15 protein-coding genes are annotated in these 19,094 nt (G+C 56.4%); 8 read left to right on the forward strand and 7 right to left on the reverse strand.

Annotated features, from left to right (window positions below):
* Nucleotides 1–57: 57 nt before the first annotated feature.
* Nucleotides 58–1,212 (reverse strand): hypothetical protein, encoded by a 1,155-nt coding sequence (locus PHP98_07195; GenBank protein MDD5483420.1) that lies wholly within the window; start codon nucleotides 1,210–1,212, stop codon nucleotides 58–60.
* Between the two features lie 182 nt (nucleotides 1,213–1,394).
* Between PHP98_07195 and PHP98_07200 the strand changes: the two genes are divergently transcribed.
* The gene (locus PHP98_07200) at nucleotides 1,395–2,939 is read left to right on the forward strand and encodes a long-chain fatty acid--CoA ligase (protein MDD5483421.1); all 1,545 of its coding nucleotides are present in this window, start codon (nucleotides 1,395–1,397) and stop codon (nucleotides 2,937–2,939) included.
* Between the two features lie 73 nt (nucleotides 2,940–3,012).
* Here PHP98_07200 and PHP98_07205 read toward each other — a convergent pair whose 3' ends face one another.
* Complete coding sequence (locus PHP98_07205) at nucleotides 3,013–3,918, reverse strand: nucleotidyltransferase (protein ID MDD5483422.1); 906 nt, start codon at nucleotides 3,916–3,918, stop codon at nucleotides 3,013–3,015.
* Nucleotides 3,919–3,995: 77 nt separating this feature from the next.
* Between PHP98_07205 and PHP98_07210 the strand changes: the two genes are divergently transcribed.
* The 4 genes from PHP98_07210 (at nucleotide 3,996) to dnaN (ending at nucleotide 9,406) form a co-directional block, all read left to right on the forward strand.
* Complete coding sequence (locus PHP98_07210) at nucleotides 3,996–4,799, forward strand: 3'-5' exonuclease (GenBank protein ID MDD5483423.1); 804 nt, start codon at nucleotides 3,996–3,998, stop codon at nucleotides 4,797–4,799.
* Nucleotides 4,800–4,965: 166 nt separating this feature from the next.
* The gene (locus tag PHP98_07215; GenBank protein ID MDD5483424.1) at nucleotides 4,966–6,261 is read left to right on the forward strand and encodes a citrate synthase; all 1,296 of its coding nucleotides are present in this window, start codon (nucleotides 4,966–4,968) and stop codon (nucleotides 6,259–6,261) included.
* A gap of 443 nt (nucleotides 6,262–6,704) precedes the next feature.
* The gene (dnaA, locus tag PHP98_07220) at nucleotides 6,705–8,108 is read left to right on the forward strand and encodes a chromosomal replication initiator protein DnaA (GenBank protein ID MDD5483425.1); all 1,404 of its coding nucleotides are present in this window, start codon (nucleotides 6,705–6,707) and stop codon (nucleotides 8,106–8,108) included.
* 203 nt (nucleotides 8,109–8,311) lie between these two features.
* Nucleotides 8,312–9,406 carry a DNA polymerase III subunit beta gene (gene dnaN / locus PHP98_07225; protein MDD5483426.1) on the forward strand — a complete coding sequence of 365 codons (1,095 nt, stop codon included), beginning with the start codon at nucleotides 8,312–8,314 and terminating at the stop codon, nucleotides 9,404–9,406.
* Here the strand turns inward: dnaN and PHP98_07230 are convergent.
* Nucleotides 9,383–10,576 carry a glycosyltransferase family 4 protein gene (locus PHP98_07230; protein ID MDD5483427.1) on the reverse strand — a complete coding sequence of 398 codons (1,194 nt, stop codon included), beginning with the start codon at nucleotides 10,574–10,576 and terminating at the stop codon, nucleotides 9,383–9,385. The two genes, dnaN and PHP98_07230, sit on opposite strands and share 24 nt — an antisense overlap.
* A gap of 6 nt (nucleotides 10,577–10,582) precedes the next feature.
* Nucleotides 10,583–11,677 (reverse strand): radical SAM/SPASM domain-containing protein, encoded by a 1,095-nt coding sequence (locus PHP98_07235; GenBank protein ID MDD5483428.1) that lies wholly within the window; start codon nucleotides 11,675–11,677, stop codon nucleotides 10,583–10,585.
* Nucleotides 11,678–11,804: 127 nt separating this feature from the next.
* On the opposite strand from PHP98_07235, the gene PHP98_07240 reads away from it, so the two are divergent.
* Genes PHP98_07240 through PHP98_07250 form a run of 3 tightly spaced genes read left to right on the forward strand, consistent with a single transcriptional unit; the run spans nucleotide 11,805 to nucleotide 16,884 of the window.
* Complete coding sequence (locus PHP98_07240) at nucleotides 11,805–15,266, forward strand: phospholipid carrier-dependent glycosyltransferase (GenBank protein ID MDD5483429.1); 3,462 nt, start codon at nucleotides 11,805–11,807, stop codon at nucleotides 15,264–15,266.
* Entirely contained in the window at nucleotides 15,263–16,348 is a 1,086-nt protein-coding gene (locus PHP98_07245) for an ABC transporter ATP-binding protein (GenBank protein ID MDD5483430.1), read from the forward strand. Before PHP98_07240 ends, PHP98_07245 begins: the two co-directional genes overlap by 4 nt.
* A 32-nt stretch (nucleotides 16,349–16,380) precedes the next feature.
* Nucleotides 16,381–16,884, forward strand: a complete 504-nt coding sequence (locus PHP98_07250) for a GtrA family protein (protein MDD5483431.1) — start codon at nucleotides 16,381–16,383, stop codon at nucleotides 16,882–16,884.
* Between the two features lie 5 nt (nucleotides 16,885–16,889).
* Here PHP98_07250 and recO read toward each other — a convergent pair whose 3' ends face one another.
* The 3 genes from recO to ybeY all read right to left on the reverse strand — a co-directional run bounded on the left by recO (nucleotide 16,890) and on the right by ybeY (nucleotide 19,084).
* Nucleotides 16,890–17,762 carry a DNA repair protein RecO gene (recO, locus tag PHP98_07255; GenBank protein MDD5483432.1) on the reverse strand — a complete coding sequence of 291 codons (873 nt, stop codon included), beginning with the start codon at nucleotides 17,760–17,762 and terminating at the stop codon, nucleotides 16,890–16,892.
* Between the two features lies 1 nt (nucleotide 17,763).
* Complete coding sequence (locus tag PHP98_07260; GenBank protein MDD5483433.1) at nucleotides 17,764–18,501, reverse strand: DUF502 domain-containing protein; 738 nt, start codon at nucleotides 18,499–18,501, stop codon at nucleotides 17,764–17,766.
* Between the two features lie 76 nt (nucleotides 18,502–18,577).
* Nucleotides 18,578–19,084: an rRNA maturation RNase YbeY gene (gene ybeY / locus PHP98_07265; GenBank protein ID MDD5483434.1), complete on the reverse strand. Its 507-nt coding sequence runs from the start codon at nucleotides 19,082–19,084 to the stop codon at nucleotides 18,578–18,580.
* Between the last annotated feature and the right edge of the window lie 10 nt (nucleotides 19,085–19,094).

The following is a 19,094-nucleotide window of genomic DNA, read 5'->3' on the forward strand; positions in this document are numbered from 1 at the left end:
GCACAAACAAGCCTGCCGCGCGGCCGGGGTGGATGCTTTTCCGCAGATGCGGTGTTGTTATTCAATCGGCACCTTGCGCCAGCCGTCGCTTTCGGTGAATTCCCGGGCCGCAAAACACCAAATGACGCATTGCTTGTTCTGCCAATAGCCTTTATGTTGCCGGGCGCGGCGCATCAGGTTGACGCGCGCCGGCGTGGCGCCCGAACCGCGCACAGCAACCAGATCAATTTTCTGCTTCAATTCAAACGCAAGCTGATCGGGAAGACCGGCGCGCGAACACAGCATATCATCCCCGGCGTGAAAAACAAGATTATGACTGTCGCCCAGCAAGATAATTTTGCCGGAAACGCCGGATGCAACCGTCTCGTCCGAGACGGTCCCGGTTATTTTTCTTACCCGGATGGTTTCCCGGGAAATATTCCGATCTTTGAACGCGCGACATAAATCGCCTTGGATTTCAACCGTTTGCCACTCGCTCTTGAAAGGATTTGCGGCCGGGCTGCCAGCGCCGAGAAAAGGATTCACCTTCGCCGCAATCTGTTCGGCGGCCAGCACGCAGCCGCTGCCCGACCAGTGCGAATCCTGGCGGCAGTATAAGCTCTCCTGCGTTTTGGAGGCGTTTTTGCTCCGGAGAAAACAATCGGTTAAATCCAGCACGGCAACTCCCCGTGCCCGCAAGTGGGCGTAAAAATCACGGTGCACCGCATCCAGCCGGACGGTTGCAACCCCGGAAGTCGCACCCGGCAGCATTTCATGGTAAACAACCGCTTTGGGCGGCACCGGAACAATAATTAATTCCACTCCGATTTTCTTCAACTGGCCGTTAAAATCAAGGATGGCCGGCAGGGGATCGGCGGCGTCCGGTTTGGCGGCCCGGCTGACGCCGGCCGCGGCTTCGCCCCAGAATGTTCCCGCGCCGATATGCCGGAGTTCCCCGGTCAGGAAGAACCAGCCGTCCCGGCCGGCCACGGCCATGGAGCCGGCCTGTTCCGCGTTTTGAGCCAAGGCCGCGCAATTCCGGCGGAACATTTCTGCCGCATCCCCGCTTTCGCCGCGGGCATAACACGGCAAAATGCCGGCCATCAACAGGAGCGTTAATAAATGTCTATGCATCATGGCATGGGCGGCATGGCCGCCGGACAGAGCCACGCTTGTGTTCCGGCGTGAAAAGACCGCCGGCGGAAAGCATAATGTATCCGCGCGCGCTGTCAAAACTTTTCCTTCCGCCGGTCTCCCGCCCCGCCGGCAAAATCATCCCGCATATTTCATGCAATGAACAGGCAACCTTCCGCCCTCATGGTGATGAAAAACAAAAGCACATAATCAAAATCAGGTAAAAATCCGGACGTTAAAAAACATTGATTTACCGCCGGCGGCGTGCAAAAATCAGCCCCATGCATTCGGAATCTCTGGTTGACATATTTTGCGCCGCGGCCCGGAATTACGGCTCCGGCCGGGCAATTGTTTGCAACGGCAAAATTTTGTCCCATGCGGAGCTAAATTTGCTGAGCGACCGCGTGGCTTCAGCCTTGATGGCGCGGGGCATAAAAAAGGGCGACCGCGTGGGGTTATATTGCATCAATTCTGAGTTCTTTGTCCTGGCCTATCTGGGTATTCTTAAATGCGGCGCTGTTGTTGTGCCGGTCAACCTGCTGCTGAACCCGAAGGAAATCGCCTTTATTTTCAACGACGCGGAAATATCAGCATTCATCTACCACGAGGTTTTTGCCGCCAACGCGGCGCTGATCAAGCCGCATGTGCCAAGTCTGAAAACCAGCGTTTTAATCGGCGCCGCCCATACCGATCCGGCGGATATTCTGTGGTCAGAAATGCTCAAATGCGAAAAAACGCACCCGGGAATCATGATTAACCCAGCGGACGACCTGGCCGCCATTCTTTATACTTCCGGCACAACCGGCCGGCCGAAAGGAGCCATGCTCACCCACCGCAATTTGAGCGCCAACACGCGCAGCGTCCAGGCGGCTCTGCAGCTTGAGCCGGGCAAAGAGAGTTTCCTGGTGGTCCTGCCTATGTTTCACGCCTTTGCGGCCACGGCCGGCATGCTTGCCCCGCTCATATACGGGGCGGCCATTGTGCCTTTGCCCCGTTTTGATCCGGCGCTGGTCGCCGAAACCATTATGCGCGAGCGCATCACGGTTTTCCTGGGCGTGCCCAGCATGTATATAGCCCTCCTGCATCTGCACGACCGGTTCACCGCGCACTTTGCGCCGCTGAAATTGTGCGTTTCGGGCGGAGCGGCCCTGCCGGTGGCGGTGATGGAAAGGTTTGAACAACGTTTCGGGAAAAGGATTCATGAAGGCGACGGCCCCACGGAATGTTCGCCGGTAACCTGCGTGAACCCGATCGGCGGCAAGCGCAAGGCCGGCACGGTCGGCAAACCAGTGCCGGGTGTGGAAATGAAAATCATGGATGAACAGGGCCGGGACCTGCCCCATGGAACAATCGGAGAACTTTGCGTGCGCGGGACGAACGTCATGAAAGGCTACTGGAAACTGCCGGATGAAACGCGGGAAGCGTTTTTCGGCGCATGGTTCCGCACCGGCGACCTGGGGACCGAGGATGACGACGGCTACTTCAGCATTTTGGACAGGCGGAAGGACATGATCATCGTCAACGGCATGAATATTTACCCGCGTATGATTGAGGAAGTGATCAGCCATGTGCCCGGCGTAAAGGAATGCGCCGTGGTCGGCGAGCCGCACAAAATGCACGGCGAAATACCCGTGGCCTTCATCGCGCCGGCGGAGGGCCGGGAGATTACTTCCGACGAAGTGCGCGCTTTCTGCCGTGACAACCTCGGCCGGCATGAAATCCCGCGAAAAATCATTTTCATGCCCGAACTGCCGAAAAACGCCGCCGGCAAAATCCTCAAGCGCGCCTTGCGCCGCCACGGCGAGTTGGAACGCGGGATTGCCTGAAAATACAGAATACTGAACAAAGAATGCAGGATTTGCCGCCTCTTTGCCTCTTCCTTCCGCCTCCCGCCTTGCCTTATCTCCAGAGCGGCGAGGGATAAACACCCGCCTGCACGAGCGCGGCCACCTGGCGCGCGACTTCGGGCTTGTCTTCCTTGTAGGTGACCCCGAGCCACCGGGCGGGAGTGTCCAGGACTTTTACCGTGATTTTGTTTTCCTTGATAAGCTCATCCACAACGGCAGGCATCAAAAACTCGGCCTTGAGATTGTTGCCCGCCTGTTGCAAAAAGCCCGGAAATTTCCGCTCCAGGAACTGGAAGATGGCCGGCGTGAAACCCCACATGTTCATGGAGGCGAATTCATCGCCCCGCAGGGAAATCCATTGTCCGTTTTCATCCTCATATCTGGCGCCGGACGGCGTTTTTTCAATCTTGAACCGCTCCTTCACGGTTACCAGCATGCGGTTGGCGTCCACTTCGCAAATCCCCCGCGTAACATGGCCATGGTCGGAAAGGGTATTGGCGATTTTAAAACCAACCAGCGCCAGCGCATTGCTCTCCGGCTCCAGGCTGCCCAGATAGGCGGACAGAATCCGGTATGATTCCGCGCCGTACAAATCATCGGCATTAATCACCGCGAACGGTTCCCGGACGGCATCCTTGCAGGAGAGGACGGCCTGGCCCGTGCCCCACGGCTTGGAACGGCCTTCCGGAACATTGCAACCTGCCGGCAGGTTGTTTAATTCCTGGAACACGTAGTCCACTTGTACCCGTTCCGCGAAATGCGAGCCGATGACCGCCTTGAAATCATGCTCTATATCGCGGCGAATGATAAAAACCACCCTGCCGAAACCAGCCCGAACGGCATCGTAGACCGAGTAATCCAGGATAATCTCGCCATTGGGCCCGACCGGATCAATCTGCTTCAGGCCGCCGTATCTGCTGCCGACGCCGGCCGCCATAACAACCAAAGCTGGTTTCATGATTTTTTTGTCTCCTTTCTTGCAAGAAATGCTTTCCTCCCGTCCGATTTCCTGATAGTTTGTCCACCGATATGTTTTTGTCAAACTTAAATCGTCCGCTGGCCTTTATAGACATTGAATCCACCGGCGCCAATCCGCGCCAGGACCGGATCATTGAACTGGCTGTTATCAGGCTGCTGCCGGACGGCGCGCGGGATAAACACGTGTTCCGCTGCAATCCCGGCATCCTGATTCCGCCCGAGGCGGAAGCCATTCACCATATCTCCAACGCCGACGTTGTTTCTCTGCCGATGTTCGCACAGATTGCCGAACCGGTTTTTGAGCTGCTCAAGAACTGCGACTTGGCCGGATTCGGCGTGGCGCGCTTTGATGTGCCCATTCTGACCGAGGAGTTCGCCCGGGCCGGTTTTGCCTTTCCCGCGGACGGCTGCCGGGTGGTTGACGCTCAGCGTATTTTTCACAAAAAGGAGCCGCGCGACCTGACGGCGGCGCTCTCCTTTTACTGCGGCGAGAAACACGTGAACGCCCACGGCGCCGAGGCCGACACGCTCGCCACCATCAAAGTGCTGGAAGCGCAATTGCAAAAATACCCCGATCTGCCGCAAACCATTGAGGAATTAGCCGATTATTGCGCCCTCAAACGGGACGCGGCCTGGGCGGACCGGGCCGGGAAACTGAAGTGGAGCGCAGGCGAAATCGTCATTAATTTCGGCGCGCAGTACGCCGGCCGGAAATTACGCGAGCTGGCGCAGAACAACGCCAAGTTTCTGAAATGGATTCTGAAAAGCGACTTCCCGGGGGATACCAAGAAAATCGTGGCCGACGCCCTGGAAGGCAAATTTCCGGAAGGCCCGCCAGCCCCGGCGTCTCCCCGGCCCTGAAACGGCCGCAGCCCGCTTCCCGTCCGGGCGGGAATCCGCCGCGTAATCATGAATTCAAAATAGCGGTCTTTTTTTGTGGACACCCGCGGCGCGATCATGTATGTAAATTCAATCCGGCAAGCAAACCTTATTAACAGAAACAACCTTGCCGCGGAAATTAGCCGCCATGGAGCAATCAGCCAGACTGGTCATTGACGGAAAAGAATATACGTTTCCAATTGTTACCGGCACAAACGGCGAAAGGGCGATTAATATTTCCACCCTGCGCGAAAAAACAGGGCTCATCACGCTGGATACCGGCTACGTCAACACAGGCAACTGCCAGAGCCGCATAACCTACATCAACGGCGAGAAGGGTATTTTAGAGCACCGCGGGTACCGGATTGAAGACTTGGCCGAACATTCCACGTTTGTGGAAAACGCCTATCTGCTGATCCACGGCGAACTGCCGACCAAGCAGGAATTAACCGTCTTTTCCGACCGGCTGAACGAATCGTCGCTCATCCACGAGGACATGCGCCATTATTTTGTCGCCTTCCCTCATCATGCCCACCCCATGGGTATCCTGACTACCATGGTCGCTTCACTGGCAACGTTTTATCCCGTTCCGGACGTGCTCAATCCGGACGTTGAAGAGCAGTTTATGGCGAATTTGATTTCACAGGTGCGCACTTTGGCCGCTTTTTCGTACAAAAAATCAATCGGCGAGCCGGTGGTCTATCCTTCCATCAAACTGCGCTATGTCCAGAATTTTCTTAACATGATGTTCTCCTCGCCGGTCAAGGACTATAAACAGGACCCGGAAATTGTCCAGGCCGTGGAATTGTTCCTGATTCTGCATGCCGACCACGAACAGAACTGCAGTTCTTCCACCGTACGCCTGGTCGGTTCCAGCCTGGCCAACATCTATTCGGTCATTTCGGCAGGCATGGCGGCTCTGTGGGGCCCGCGGCACGGCGGCGCGAACCAGGAAGTGATTCTCATGCTGGAACATATCCTGGCCAACGGGGCAAAACCATCGGAATTTATTGAACGCGCCAAGAACAAGACCCGGCAGGAAAGGCTGATGGGATTTGGCCACCGCGTTTATAAAAATTTTGACCCGCGCGCCCTTATTCTGAAAAAAGCATGCCACAAGCTGCTGAAAAAGCCCGGGATGAATAGTCCGCTGTTTGATATCGCCTTGCAGCTTGAGGAGCTGGCGCTTAAAGATGATTACTTTATTGAACGCCATCTTTATCCGAACGTTGATTTCTATTCCGGGTTGATTTTGAAAGCCGTGGGTATTCCTTACAACATGTTCACAGTGCTTTTCGCCATCGGCCGCGTGCCCGGCTGGATTGCCCAATGGCGGGAAATGGTCCACAACGAACAATTCAAAATCGTCCGCCCGCGCCAGATATATACCGGAGAAAAAACGCGGGAATACATCCCGATTGAACAAAGAAAGGCGCTCCACTGAGGACCCGTTTCGCCCGCCAATGGCCAACCAAAAGACGCAAACAGCAGGCAAAACCGATTTGTTCATAAATGCATTTTTTTTTCCCGGCTCTTTTAAACAATCAGCGTGATTTTCCGGAAAGCCGGGTATTGGCCGCATCGTGGTATTTTATGATTATTGCGCAATAATCATCATAAGGGCATCTTGCTTTCGGATACGACAATATGTTGTATAGATTGAATTTTGGTTTTCAGAGAAAGATTTAGCTTGCCGAGCGCGCCCCGCCTGATTATGCTCCGAGTCGTAACGACAGTGGCGATGTAAAACAGGCTGTTAATAACCTGTTAATACACGCGCGGACGCTGCGCGGCGCAGGAAACAGAGAATTTACTGGTTGATATCCGGTATGTCCGGATTTTTTCCGCCGGGATTGAATTTATTTAACTTAACGCGGGAGGTGGCATTTGACAACTAAGGCCGATGCGATCTGGCTCAAGGCGAGCCAATTATTGAAACAGCGTCTCAACGAAGACATCTTTGCGCGCTGGATAGCGGTAATTTCTCCGAACCGGCTGACGGAAAATACGCTCGTCCTGAATGTCAGCAACAATTTCTACCAGTCCTGGCTGGAAGAAAATTATCTGGCATTTATCAAGGAAGCTGTCAATCTTGTTTGCGACCGGGAGATAAAAGTCGTGTTTGAGGTAACCGCGGAGTCGCCCGGCCAGCCGCAGAGCGGGGCCGAATCCGCCGCGGACGCCTCCCGCCCGATGCGGGATTTCAAGCCGGGGCACCCGAGAAAAAGCGGGAAAACAAACGGCGCGGAAAATTCCCTGAACCCGAAATACATTTTCGCCTCGTTCGTGGTCGGTTCCTCCAACAGCTTCGCGCACGCCTCTTCGCTGGCGGTCGCCCAGTCTCCGGGCAAGGCCTATAACCCTCTTTTTATCTACGGCGGGGTCGGCCTGGGAAAAACCCATTTAATGCAGGCCGTCGGCCACTATGTGTTTGAAAAATCAAAACTGCGCACCAGCTATCTCTCCTGTGAAGCGTTGATGAATGATTACATAGATGCGCTGAGAACCAACCGTATTAAACAATTCCGCGATAAATACCGGGGGACCGATCTGCTCCTGATTGACGACATTCACTTCCTCTCCAAAACCGGCGCCCTGCAGGAGGAATTTTTCCACACGTTTAACGTCCTCTATGACGCCCACAAACAGATTGTTATGACCAGCGACCGTCCCGCCGCCGAAATATCGGGCCTGGAACAAAGGCTGGTTTCCCGGTTTGAGTGGGGGTTGGTGACGGAGCTTACCCAGCCGGATTTTGAGACCAGAATGGCGATTCTCCGCTCTAAACAGCAATCCATGAACGTTGCTTTAAACGAGGAAGTTTTAACTTTTATCGCCTCCGGCATTAAGTCAAATATCCGCCGTCTGGAAGGCGCCTTAACCCGCCTGGTTACTTATGCTTCGCTGTACAATAAACAAATCAGCATTGCGCTGGCCGGGGAGTTGCTGCGGGACAGCATTGAACAGGAGTCCATCGATCCGGTCAGCATAACGATGATTCAAAAAAATACCGCCGACTTTTTTGATATCCGGCTGGCGGATATGACCAGCTCGCATCGTTCTCAAAACATTGCCCTGCCGAGGCAAATTGCCATGTATCTCTGCCGCCGGCTCACGAACTCTTCTTTTCCCGAGATCGGCATGGCTTTCGGCAAAACCCATGCCACCGTTTTACACGCCTGCCACAAGATTGAGCGCCAGGTCAAACTTGACACGCAACTTAAACAAACCGTCATAAAGTTATCGCGATGCATCAATAAAAATGTTGATAGCAGTGTTGAAAGCCTGTAAATTCGGTTATTCGCTGTTTTTCCGATGAGATTATAAACACTGAAAACAACAGTTTATAAACAGCATATTATAAACATTATAAAAAAAAATAATCTCTTAACTGGTTCATAATAAAATTTTTATATTGTTTTATTCACTATTTACATTATTAATACTAATATTAATATTTTAATAACTAATAAATAATAATAAGAGAGCATGATATGAAATTTACAATCCAGAAAACCGAGTTCATCAAAGGGTTGCAATTGATTCAATCTGTCGTTGTGTCGCACACCACCCTGCCGGTTCTTTATAATGTGCTGATTACGGCGGAAAAGGACAAAATAAAACTTTTTGCCACGGATTTATCCATCAGCATGATCTGTTCTCTTCAAGCCGCAGTTCCCAAAACCGGGGCAGGCAGCTTTAACGCCAAAATGCTCTTTAATATCATCCGCGAATTGCCGCACGATAACGTTGAATTCTATATTGAAGACAAAAACCGGGCCATGATTCAATGCGGTCAGTCTTCCTATAAATTACTCGGCATTTCAGCGGATGAATTTCCGGCATTGCCGCCGTTTCAGACAGCGCATTCATTCACCATAGACCAGCCCCTGCTCAAGGACGCGCTCCAGAAAACGAATTATGCGGCTTCGGATGACGAAAGCCGTCTGATATTGAATGGCGTTTTTATCAGCATTAAGGAACAAAAAATGATGGTTGTGGCCACCGACGGCCGCAGGTTGGCGCTGATTGAAAAAGAGGTAGAAATACCGGCCGATCAGAAAATGGATTTTGTTATTCCCACCAAGACAATCAATGAATTAATCAAGGCGCTTAAGGAGGAGGGAACCGTCAAGATATCGCTTACTAAGAATATGGTTTCTTTTGAAATGGACGCCTGCACCATTATTTCCAAACTGATAGAAGGGGTTTATCCGAATTACCGGCTGGTCATCCCCAGTCAATGCGATGAAAAAGTAACGGTGGAACGCGAACCACTGATCGGCACCCTGCGAAGAACGGCCATCATGTCCAACGAGAAGAATCCCTCGGTTAAGATTACCATCGCCAAGAATCAGCTTCAGATCGTGGCGTCCAATACCGAAGTGGGTGAAGCCAGCGAGCAGATTCCCGTCAAATATTCGGGCAAACCGGTTACCATGACTTTTAATCCCAATTATCTCATGGATCCGCTAAAGTCGCTCAGCAGCGACGACATTACCATTGAGCTCACGGATGAACTCAGTCCGGCCGTGGTGAAAAGCAATATTCCTTTTATCTACGTCTTAATGCCGCTGCGCATCAGCTGACATGCGCTTGACATCGTTTTCTATTTGTTGATAGATTTGAAGCGCTGTGTGTTGATAAGCCCGCCAGCTGTATTTTTCTCCGGCCAGCGCGGCGGCCCGCTCGGCCAACTGGCGGCCCAACGCCGGGTTGCGCACAAGTTCCAGCATGGCGGCCGCAAACGCCTCCGGCTCGGGAGCCGCGAGCAGGGCGGTTGCGCCGTCAAGAACCTGGGTATGCGTCGGCAAATCCGTGGCCAGGACGGGCTTGCCTGATTGCAGGTAAGAATAAATTTTCATGGGGGTATTGACGCCCTTGACGCGCGGCGAGATCAGGATATCGGCCCGGGTAAAGAACCGGGCCATGTCCGCCGGCGGCCGGGGGCCGAAAAAACGCACCCGCGGCGCGATGCCGAGATCCGCGCATTGCCGCCGGTATTGCGCAATGGTTTTTTCGTTGCCGCCGATGATTTCCAGGCAGGCCCGGGGCTCGGATTTAAGCAGCGCCGCAAAGCTTTTCAACATCAGGTCAATGCCCTGATAAGCCTCCAGGTTGCCGATGTAGATCAGGCAGGGGTGTTCCACTTCCGGCAGGGCCGCTGCTGCCGTCGGCGGAGCCAACGGCGCGTAACCGGCCGGGAGCAGGGAAATGTCGCGCAGGACAAACACCTGCCGGGCGCCCCCCGCGCGCGCGATATCGGCGAGCGCGTCGCAAACCGCCACGACCGCCCGGGATTTCCGCGCGGCCAGCGCCTCAAAAAACCTCAGAAACGGGGCCGCAACCGATAAAGCCGGCATCTTTTCAATTATTTGCATCGGCATGGAGGAATCCATGTCAAACACATAGGGCACCCCGAAAAGAAAACGGATGACCATGGCGATAAAGACCGATTCCTCTACCGCATGGACCACCTGGAATCTGTTCCGGGATGCGAGCCGCAGGGCCTTGAAAGCCAGCAGCACGTCGCCGGCCAGCTTTTTCCACGAAAACCCCGGCCGAATATTCCGGACCCATGGCAGGGCGGGAATGCGGTGAATGGTTACGCCGGCGTATTGTTTCTCTTCCCCTTCGTGGAACGTTACCAGTTCAATCGTGTCGCCCCGGGCCGAGAGCGTTTTCAAAAGCAAATCCACCGCGATCGGCGTGCCGCGCTCCTGGTAAAAAGGATGAGGCGCAAGGAATAATATCTTCATAGCCAATCAGTTGCGCTCCTGCGTTCCCAGCATTTTGCGCAGTTTGCCGTAACCGAGCAGGTGGTCAATCAGGAATGTCGCCATATATTGCAGGGGCAGGCCGCCGATGGTTTTTCGTCCGAGGCGGTCGCACTTGCGGCATAACGCGAGTGCTTGCAGATCGCCGGCCATGTTTTTGCGCAGTTCCTGGTATGCCGCGCCGTTCCAGATTTCCAGGAGGGTTGCTTCCTTGGCATTGCCCAGCCGCATGCGGGCGCCGAAATCCTGCGGACAGGGCGTTACCGTGCCGTCGGCGCAGATGACCATCGCATACCAGGGAAAAGTGCAGACCGATCCCGGCCGGGGAGCGTTTGTTTCCGGCGCGTTTTCTTCGGCCCAGACATATTCCTCCTTTTCAATAATTTCATCCACCCCGGCCGCGTTCAAACGCCGCGCGGTCTCCTCGCTTGCCCGCCGGTTGACCGGGGCCGGCGCTTGTTTGAAGCGTATTTTTTCAACCACAATGTAAGGCTTTTTCAAACCCTGCGCTCTACGCAGTTCCGCCATGCGGACGACATTGGCCAGCGTTGTCTCAAACACGGCGCCCGCGCGTATGTTCTCATACGCTTCTTTCGTGAACCCGTCAAATGAAAATGAAACCAGGTCGGGCGCCGCCTTGAGCAGGCGCCGGGCTTTATCCTCGTTCAGCAGGGTCCCGTTGGTATGGAAGCGGGTTTTCAGGCCCGCCTGGCGCGCGCAGGCGATCATGTCAAACAAGGCCGGATTGAGCAAGGGCTCGCCGCGGTGATGGAGATAGACGTCGCTGGCAAACACGCGGCATTCATCAATGATTTTCCGGAACAGGTCAAAACTCATCAACCCTTTGCTGGAGGCCGCCAGTTCTTTGTTGGGGCACATGACGCAGCGCAGGTTGCAGGCGCTGGCCGTTTCTATCCAGAGCCGGAAGGGCGGCGCGCTTACCCGCGTGCTGCGGCGCCGGAACGAGATTAACAAGCGCGCCAGACGTTCAGCTTTTTGCCGCCAGAGCATAAGTTTTCTCCATAAATCGGCCAATAACCGGTTGTCAAAAACATATCCGCTCCCGCCGTCTTCTGCAATCAAAATCAGCGCAAAGTCCCCCGCGATTATTATTGACAGGATTGTGTTCTTGGATATTTATACATACGCCGGACGCGTGGCTATCCTGATCTCCGGCTCTTTGTGCGGGCGGAACAGCGTATCCGCCGGCATGAACAAAGTTGGAGCGGACACGGTCAAAATGCCGGGGAAAATGCAATACTCAAAAACATGCCTGCTTCTGCTCATTCTCGTGTGCGTCGGGGCGCTGTACGCGCGCGTGGAGGGCATCAAATGGCCGAAACTGCACCCGGACGAACCCGTGATCGGGACATGGCTGGAACACTCGGCGCACAGCGCGTATATCAGGGACCGCGTTTATCCGAACGGTTTTTTTGCCCTGGCGCGTCCCTTTATGCTGGCCGGCCAGGCCCTGTTTCGGGCGCATGAGCGTTTTTCATATATCTGCGGGGAGATTGACCGCGCGCGCGGCGCCAGGCCGGACGGGATTTATTTCGGCCGATGGCTCAACGCATGGGGCGCCGTGCTGCTTTGCGCGGTCATGTTCCTGTTGACCGCCCGGCTCGCGCGCTCGGAATTGGCCGGTCTTTTGGCCGCCGGCTTGACCGGGTTTGCTCAGTATGCCGTTGAACACAGCCATTATGCCGAAACGGACATAGCGGCCGTCTTGACCCTGGCGGTTGCCTTATGGTTCTGGGTGGCGGCCGGCGATACGGGCCGGCGGCGTTGGTTGATTGCCGCCGCCCTGGCAAGCGGCTTTGCCGCCGGGACTAAATTTACCCTGCTGACGCTCGCCCCCGTCATGCTGGTTGAAAGCGTATTGTTTGCGCGCGACCGCGCCATGTCGGCAACGCCGCCGGAGAAAACATTCTGGCCGGCGGCGCTGAAATGGGCGGGTTTGGGTGTTTTCTTTTTCGGGGCCGGCTTTGCAATCGCCAATCCGGCCGTATTACTGGATTTTCAATGGTTTTGGGCCGGGCTGTCCGCGGAAAAACAGCGCGTGTTCGCGGAAACGGCGTTGAACCTGGGTCCGGCGGCCGCCCGGCCGGCGATTCGTTACCTGCATCATTTAGTCTGCCTGCATGATCATCTGGCCACGCTGGGATATCCATGGCTGGTACTGCTTGCGGTCGGTCTGCCCTGCGCGGCGCTCGGCTTCGTGCGCCGGTATGGGTCTCTTTTGCTTTTGTTCCCTTTGTTATACGCCGTGTACTGGCTCTTTCTGGCGCCCTGGGTGCGTTCGCAGGAGTTTCTGCTTTTTTTGCCGTCGCTGGCCGCGCTGGCCGCGCTTCCTCTGGCGGTCTTGTGGCGCGCGCGGAATTATTTTATGCGCGTTTTTGCGATCAGCATGGCTTGTCTGGCGCTGGCCGCGAACGGATACAATGGACTGCGCGTATCGGATCTGTTTGCCTGGAAAGACACCCGCCTCATGGCGCGGGAATGGCTGCAGCTGCGTCTGCCGCTGGAGAGTTCCCTGGCGGCGGAATCCTACGCGGAGGCGGCCTGTATCAACACCTGGAAAACGCCCTTGCTCATCCGAAAGGTTGAACAATGCGGGCCGGAATTCCTGATTACGCAGGGCGCTGATTATCTGTTGAGAGTTTCCGGCGTCAGCGGTCGCGGTCTGCGCCATCCTTTGACCGGCGAATTATATCCGGAGCCGGCCGGATTTTTAAGCCGGTTTCTTGGACAGAGCGAACTGCTCTGTTCCTGGGCGCCGCTGCCGCCGCGGGGCCTGGCCACCTTTGTTTCGCCGGCCCTTGAGCTTTACGGCCTGAAACGTTTTGCGCCGGAACTCTCGCTCCGGCTTGCGCTCTCTCATCCGGCGCTGATTATCAACGCCGACCAGAATCCGGTCGGCCGGCAAACCTTCCTGCCGTCCGGCGGCGGATTGGGCGGGGATGTTTGTCTTTTGATAGATCGCCTGCCCCAAACGATCGCCGTCGGCGGTCCGGAACCTTTGACAAAACCCGTGTACCTGGTGCTCAACACGGCGGAACGTCCGGCCGTCATTAATATCCGCGGATTCGGCATGCGCAAACGAATAGCGCTGGACCCCTACGACACGGCCGCGGTTCCATTGCAACGTCCGGCCTGGCAGCCGCGCGGCCAGCCGTTTGAGTCCATCACTCTGCAGGCCGAGCCGGTTAAAGACATTCTCTATATTCCCTGTTTCGCCCGGATCGCCTTTACGGTTGACGAGGCGGCGCGGATATTCATGGAAACCGCGCGCGAGGACCGCCTCGCCGGATGTTTTTCCGAAGCGGTGCTGGAAAAAGAGCTGAATCCGGCCGCCAAATATCGTTTGGCAACCCGCCTGGGCCTGTGGCCGGCGGCCGGCCGGACGGCGGCCGCCGCGGCCGTTCTTCGGGGCGCGATTGAGCAGGGTATGCGGACTGACCCGGCGGCGGTTTCCATCAATGGCCGGAGCGGGTATTATTACGAGCAGTTTGCCAGGGTCCGCCTTCAACAGCCGTATGATTTCGCCTGCCTTGAGCCGTCCGTTGGGAGCGGCCGGCGCAATCTGCCGGACGCGCTGAAAGCGCTGGACTTGCAGGCGATCCAAAAGGGCGGCGGCGGACAGGACAGCGGTCCGGCCTCACCGTATTTGCAAGCGCTGGATTTGCCCGTTCTCCTTGGACGCGGACAATATGAGTTGCGCGGCGAATTGATGTTGAAAATAAAGGAAGCGGAAACGGATTTATGCGTTCCGCTCGTTATCCGGACGGTGAACGGCGGCGCGGAAACAAACTGTTGCCTGGAGGTGCAGTCCGGCACATGGCGCGAATTTACCATGGTTTTCCGTCCCGGCTGTGAGATTCAGCCGCGGATTGAATTTTGCGCGCCGGCCTCCGCGCTGTTGTTTTTGAAAAACATGGAAATCGGCTGGAGTTTGACCGATGTTCTGGCGCCGGTCCGCTCCGAAATTGCCATGGCCGCAATCCGGCACAGCCTGTATCAGGGCGACCGGCCGGCGGCGGCGGCGCAGCTCGCCGCGCTGGCCGCGGGCGGTCCGGCCTTTGACGAGACGGTTTTTCCCGCTCTGGCCGTGGAAATGCGGCAAATGCTGTTTGCCTGCGTTGAAGGCGGCTTGCAGACTGATTTTGCGCCTGGCGCGGACAAGCAGGCGGCGCACCGCCTGCTTGAACTCTTGCCCGCGCATTATCGCGCCCTGCGGACGTTGGCGCAGGAGGACGAGGCCGCCGCCCGGGCGGCCCAGCGTTTGGAGGGCAATTTGAAATATCCAACCGTTTTCCCGCCGTGGCTGGCGCTCGTTGGTTTTTCCTTTAATGCCGGAACCAGGGAAGCGTATTGCGTATTTGAAGTCCTTTGCAACGAAACTCCCGGCCTGGCGGTCTCGTTCTGGCTGCAACGCCGGAATGAATGGCGGCGGAAACAGGTGCAATCGTTGACCGGCGGGGCGCGTTTAAGAAAGGGAGAACGCGCGGCGGTCTCGGTGCGTCTGAATGAAGCGTTTGGCCCGGAACCGGACGTTAACGCATTGGCATTGGGCATAGAAACGGACGTTCTATGGCATGCCGGCCTTATCCCGCCGGCGTCCGGCGGCGGTGTGGCTCCGTTTGCCGGAATTCTAGGGATGGAACAGCAATGAAGATTTCCCTGCAAAATGTTTCCAAACAATTCGGCGGCGTCAGAGCAGTTGACTCCGTTTCGTTTGAGGCCGGCGCCGGCGAATGTTTTTTCCTGCTGGGTCCGTCAGGGTGCGGAAAAACCACGGTCCTGCGGATTATCGCCGGTTTTTGCCGGCCGGATTCCGGCCTGGTTTGCTTCAACGACAAGCCGGTCAACCATCTTGCCGCCCATTTGCGCAACGTCGGCCTGGTGTTTCAGAATTACGCGCTGTGGCCCCACTTGACCGTCGGAGAAAACATTGCTTTTGGTCTGACTGTTCCCGCGCATCGTTTGCCGGAAAAAGAGCGGCGGGAGCGCGTCCGGCAGATGCTGGACGCGCTGCATTTGCGGGGCATGGAAAAACGTCTGCCGGGCGAGCTTTCGGGAGGACAACAACAGAGAGTGGCGCTGGCGCGCGCGCTCATTATCCAACCGGCCTGTCTTTTGCTGGACGAACCGCTTTCCAACCTGGACGCCAAACTGCGCGCGGACATGCGCCTGGAAATCAAACATGTCCTGAAAAAGCTGGGCATTACCGCCATTTATGTTACCCACGACCAGACGGAAGCGCTCTCCATGGCAGATCGCTGTGCCATCATGCGTCTCGGCCGAATTGAGCAGATTGGCGCGCCGCGCGAATTGTATGAGCATCCCGCCAGCCGTTTTGTCGCCGATTTTCTCGGCTGTTCTAATTTGTTTGACGCCCGCGTTGTTGCACAGGACGCGGATGTCCTGCAACTGGAGACAGTCGCCGGCGGCTGGGTCAGCCGCGGTTGCCGCCGGCAGTTCAAACCCGGCGCGGCGGCCGCCATCGCGGTCAGGCCGGAGAAAGTGCGGATTGGCGCAGGACTGGCGGCCGTTGGAGGGGAAAATGTTTTTTCCGGCCGTTTACGGGAAATGGTGTATCTGGGATCGGTTGTGGAACATCACGTGGAATTGCCGGGCGGCCTTGTTATTAATACGCTCCAGGCGTCCGCCGGCGGTTTCCGGGTGGAAGGCGGATGTTCCCTGCAAGTCGGCGTGGACCCGCGCGATGTTATTGTGTTGCCAGCGGAGCGATAAGCGTGTTTAATCGGTGTTTTTGGTGGTTAGCCATGGAGAGCATCAAGTCAATTTTGACTCAGTTGACCGGGAAAAAATCATCCCTGCCGGTTCAGTTTTTAAAATACTCTCTTTCCGGCGGCGTGGCGGTGGCGGTGCATATTGCCGCCTTTTATCTGTTTGCATGGCTGGTTGTGCCGGCGCTTAAAGAAGATGATATTATTGTCCGTGTTTTACACCTGACGACGGCCGCCATCAACGACACTGTGCGGGCGCGCAACGCGGTCATCAACAACTGGCTGGCGTTCATTTTTTCCAATTTTGCGGCGTATATTCTGAATGTTACCTGGGTTTTTGAACCCGGCCGGCACCGGCGCTGGCTGGAAATCGGCATGTTTTACGCCGTTTCGGCCATCAGTATTGCCGTGGGAAGCGCCGTGATGGGTTTGATGATAAAATATCTGGGGTCAAGCACCACGCTCGCCTTTGGCGCGGATATCGTCGCGGCCGCCGCCATCAATTTCGTCGTCCGTAAATACTTTATTTTCAAGGGCTGAAGCGATTAATCCGCAGGTTTCATGACAAGCGGGTTGCCGGCGCCGCCGGGTCCGGCCTGTCCGTCGCGCTCCCGCCGCTTCTTCAGCAAGGAAAGCGCAATATCCCGTCCGCTGTTTTCCGTTTCAAGATGGTATTGTAGAAAAGCCCCCAGCATGACACGGACGTCCTTGAGCTGATGTTCGGTGCAAACCGCGTTCCTGGCGGCCTGGATGTTGCGTGAAGACTGCCAGAATTTCAGCAGGGCCAGACGGTCGGGCATGATCCGGATTGAATCGTTTTTATGCTGCCCGGCGCATTGGTCGCAAAACACGCCCCCGCGCGCCGCCGAAAAGGCGATTGAGCCGTTCCCCCGGCCGGGCGCCGCAAGCGGCAAAATCCGCCGGCACTGCAGGCAGGCGTTCAGGCGGGGCGCAAACCCCATGGCTCCGAGCAGTTTCAGTTCAAACCAGAAAAGACTGACTGCCAGGGCTTGCCCGCCGCGCATGTTGGCCGCGGGCGGCTCCATGAAAATATCCAGGGCCGTCTCCAGCAGGGGGTAAAGATTTGGTTGCGGGGCGTAGAACGGCGCGATGCGCGCGGCCAGGCCGGCGAAATAGGAGGCGCAGGCCGTCCCCGGCCAGTATGAGCGGAAGGCGGCGCGGGTTTTCAAAGGGCAGCATTCCTTGACAATGTGCAGCCCATGGAACACGCGCAGATAAAACAGAAGCTCGCAGGTGTAAAAAAGGTCGTACTGGCCCAGGAAAAAATTGCGCGGCCGCTGCGCCCCTTTTATGATGGTGGCGATCTTGCCGTGCTCGGCGGTCAGCCAGACCACGACGCGGGAGGTCTCCGAAAAGGGGCTGATTTTTAACGCGATGGCCTGGGTCTTTATGATCATCTCAAGCCGGCTTGTCGGCCGCGGGCGGCTCCGGCGGGGAAGGTTTTGCCGCCCCGCGTTGCAGCCAGGCTTCAATGTGATCCAGCAGAGTCAGGCGCGATTCGGTCTCGTTGCGCCACGGGCTGGCCGCGCCGCTGGAAATAACCATTTTCATGGCGGCCGCCACGCTGATGTTCAGGTAGGTAATCTCGGAACGCGGCATCATCAGAAAAAAACCGGAAGTCGGATTGGGGGCCGTCGGCACAAAGAGACAGATCATATCGCCGTCTCCATCAGCGGCGCGGCCGGCCGTGATTTTACGCGCAATGATTTCCGGCACGCGCGCGGTTATAAACCCGATGGCATACATACCGGGGCGCGGGAACTGGACGACCACCACATCCTTGAAAAGCGTGCTCTGGGTGCTGACCAGCGATTCGCTGATCTGGCGGATTGAGGTGTAAACACTGCTGATGACCGGGATATGCGTCAGCACCCAGTCGGCCAGGCTGTATATTTTTCTGCCGAAAAAATTACGGGTGAATAATCCCACAAAGTAAAGCGCCGCCACCACCATCGCGAGGGCCGCCAGGCGGTAGAGGAGCGCGTAGCTGGACTCCAGCCATTGCGCCGGCAGAAGCTGGCGGCTGATAAAGACGGTGACTATGTTGATAACAAGAAGAGTGCCGACCAGCGGGGCCAGAAGAAACAGCCCGATCAGGATATTGGTGCGAAAAGCCGTTATAATTTTAGTCCACATCGTGCTCATGCAATGCCTTTTCTGCGGGAGATATCATAACGCAAATATCAAAAATCGCAACAGATTTTGCGCGCTCTCATCCGCCGGCAGGCGTGTTGCGCGCCCGTTGCCGGCGCGCCGGCCGGAACAATTCCGTCAGCAAATGCAAAGCGGACGCCTCTTTCAGCCAGCGCGTTTCGCGCCGGCGCATGCTTGTTTGCTCCTGAAGGGTCCGGTCGTCATGGCCGGCCAGGTGGTTGCAGCCGTGCGCCAGATATAAAGCGAATTCGCGCTCCGCCCCTTTCCTTTTCCTGCCCTCGCGGAGGGCTTGCTCCATGTTGACCGCGATTTCAGCCGTCCGCCGGCGGCCGCCCGCGGGCGGGGGACGGAGGGAAAAGCTGATAACGTCGGTAACGCGGTCGCGGTCAAAAAACTGCCGCTTGATTTCCCGGATGCCGTCATCGTCCGTCAGCAGGAGCGACAACTCGGCAAAACGGCTTTCGCCTTTCTTTGCCGCCTGCCCCATCAGGAACGCGGCCAGTCTTTTGACCGCGGCCGTATCCGGTTTGCAGATTGCCTGGCGATTGAGCAGATGGACAATCATGGCGGGGAAT

Source organism: Kiritimatiellia bacterium (genome assembly GCA_028715905.1).
In the GTDB taxonomy this organism is placed as follows: Bacteria; Verrucomicrobiota; Kiritimatiellia; order JAAZAB01; family JAAZAB01; genus JAQUQV01.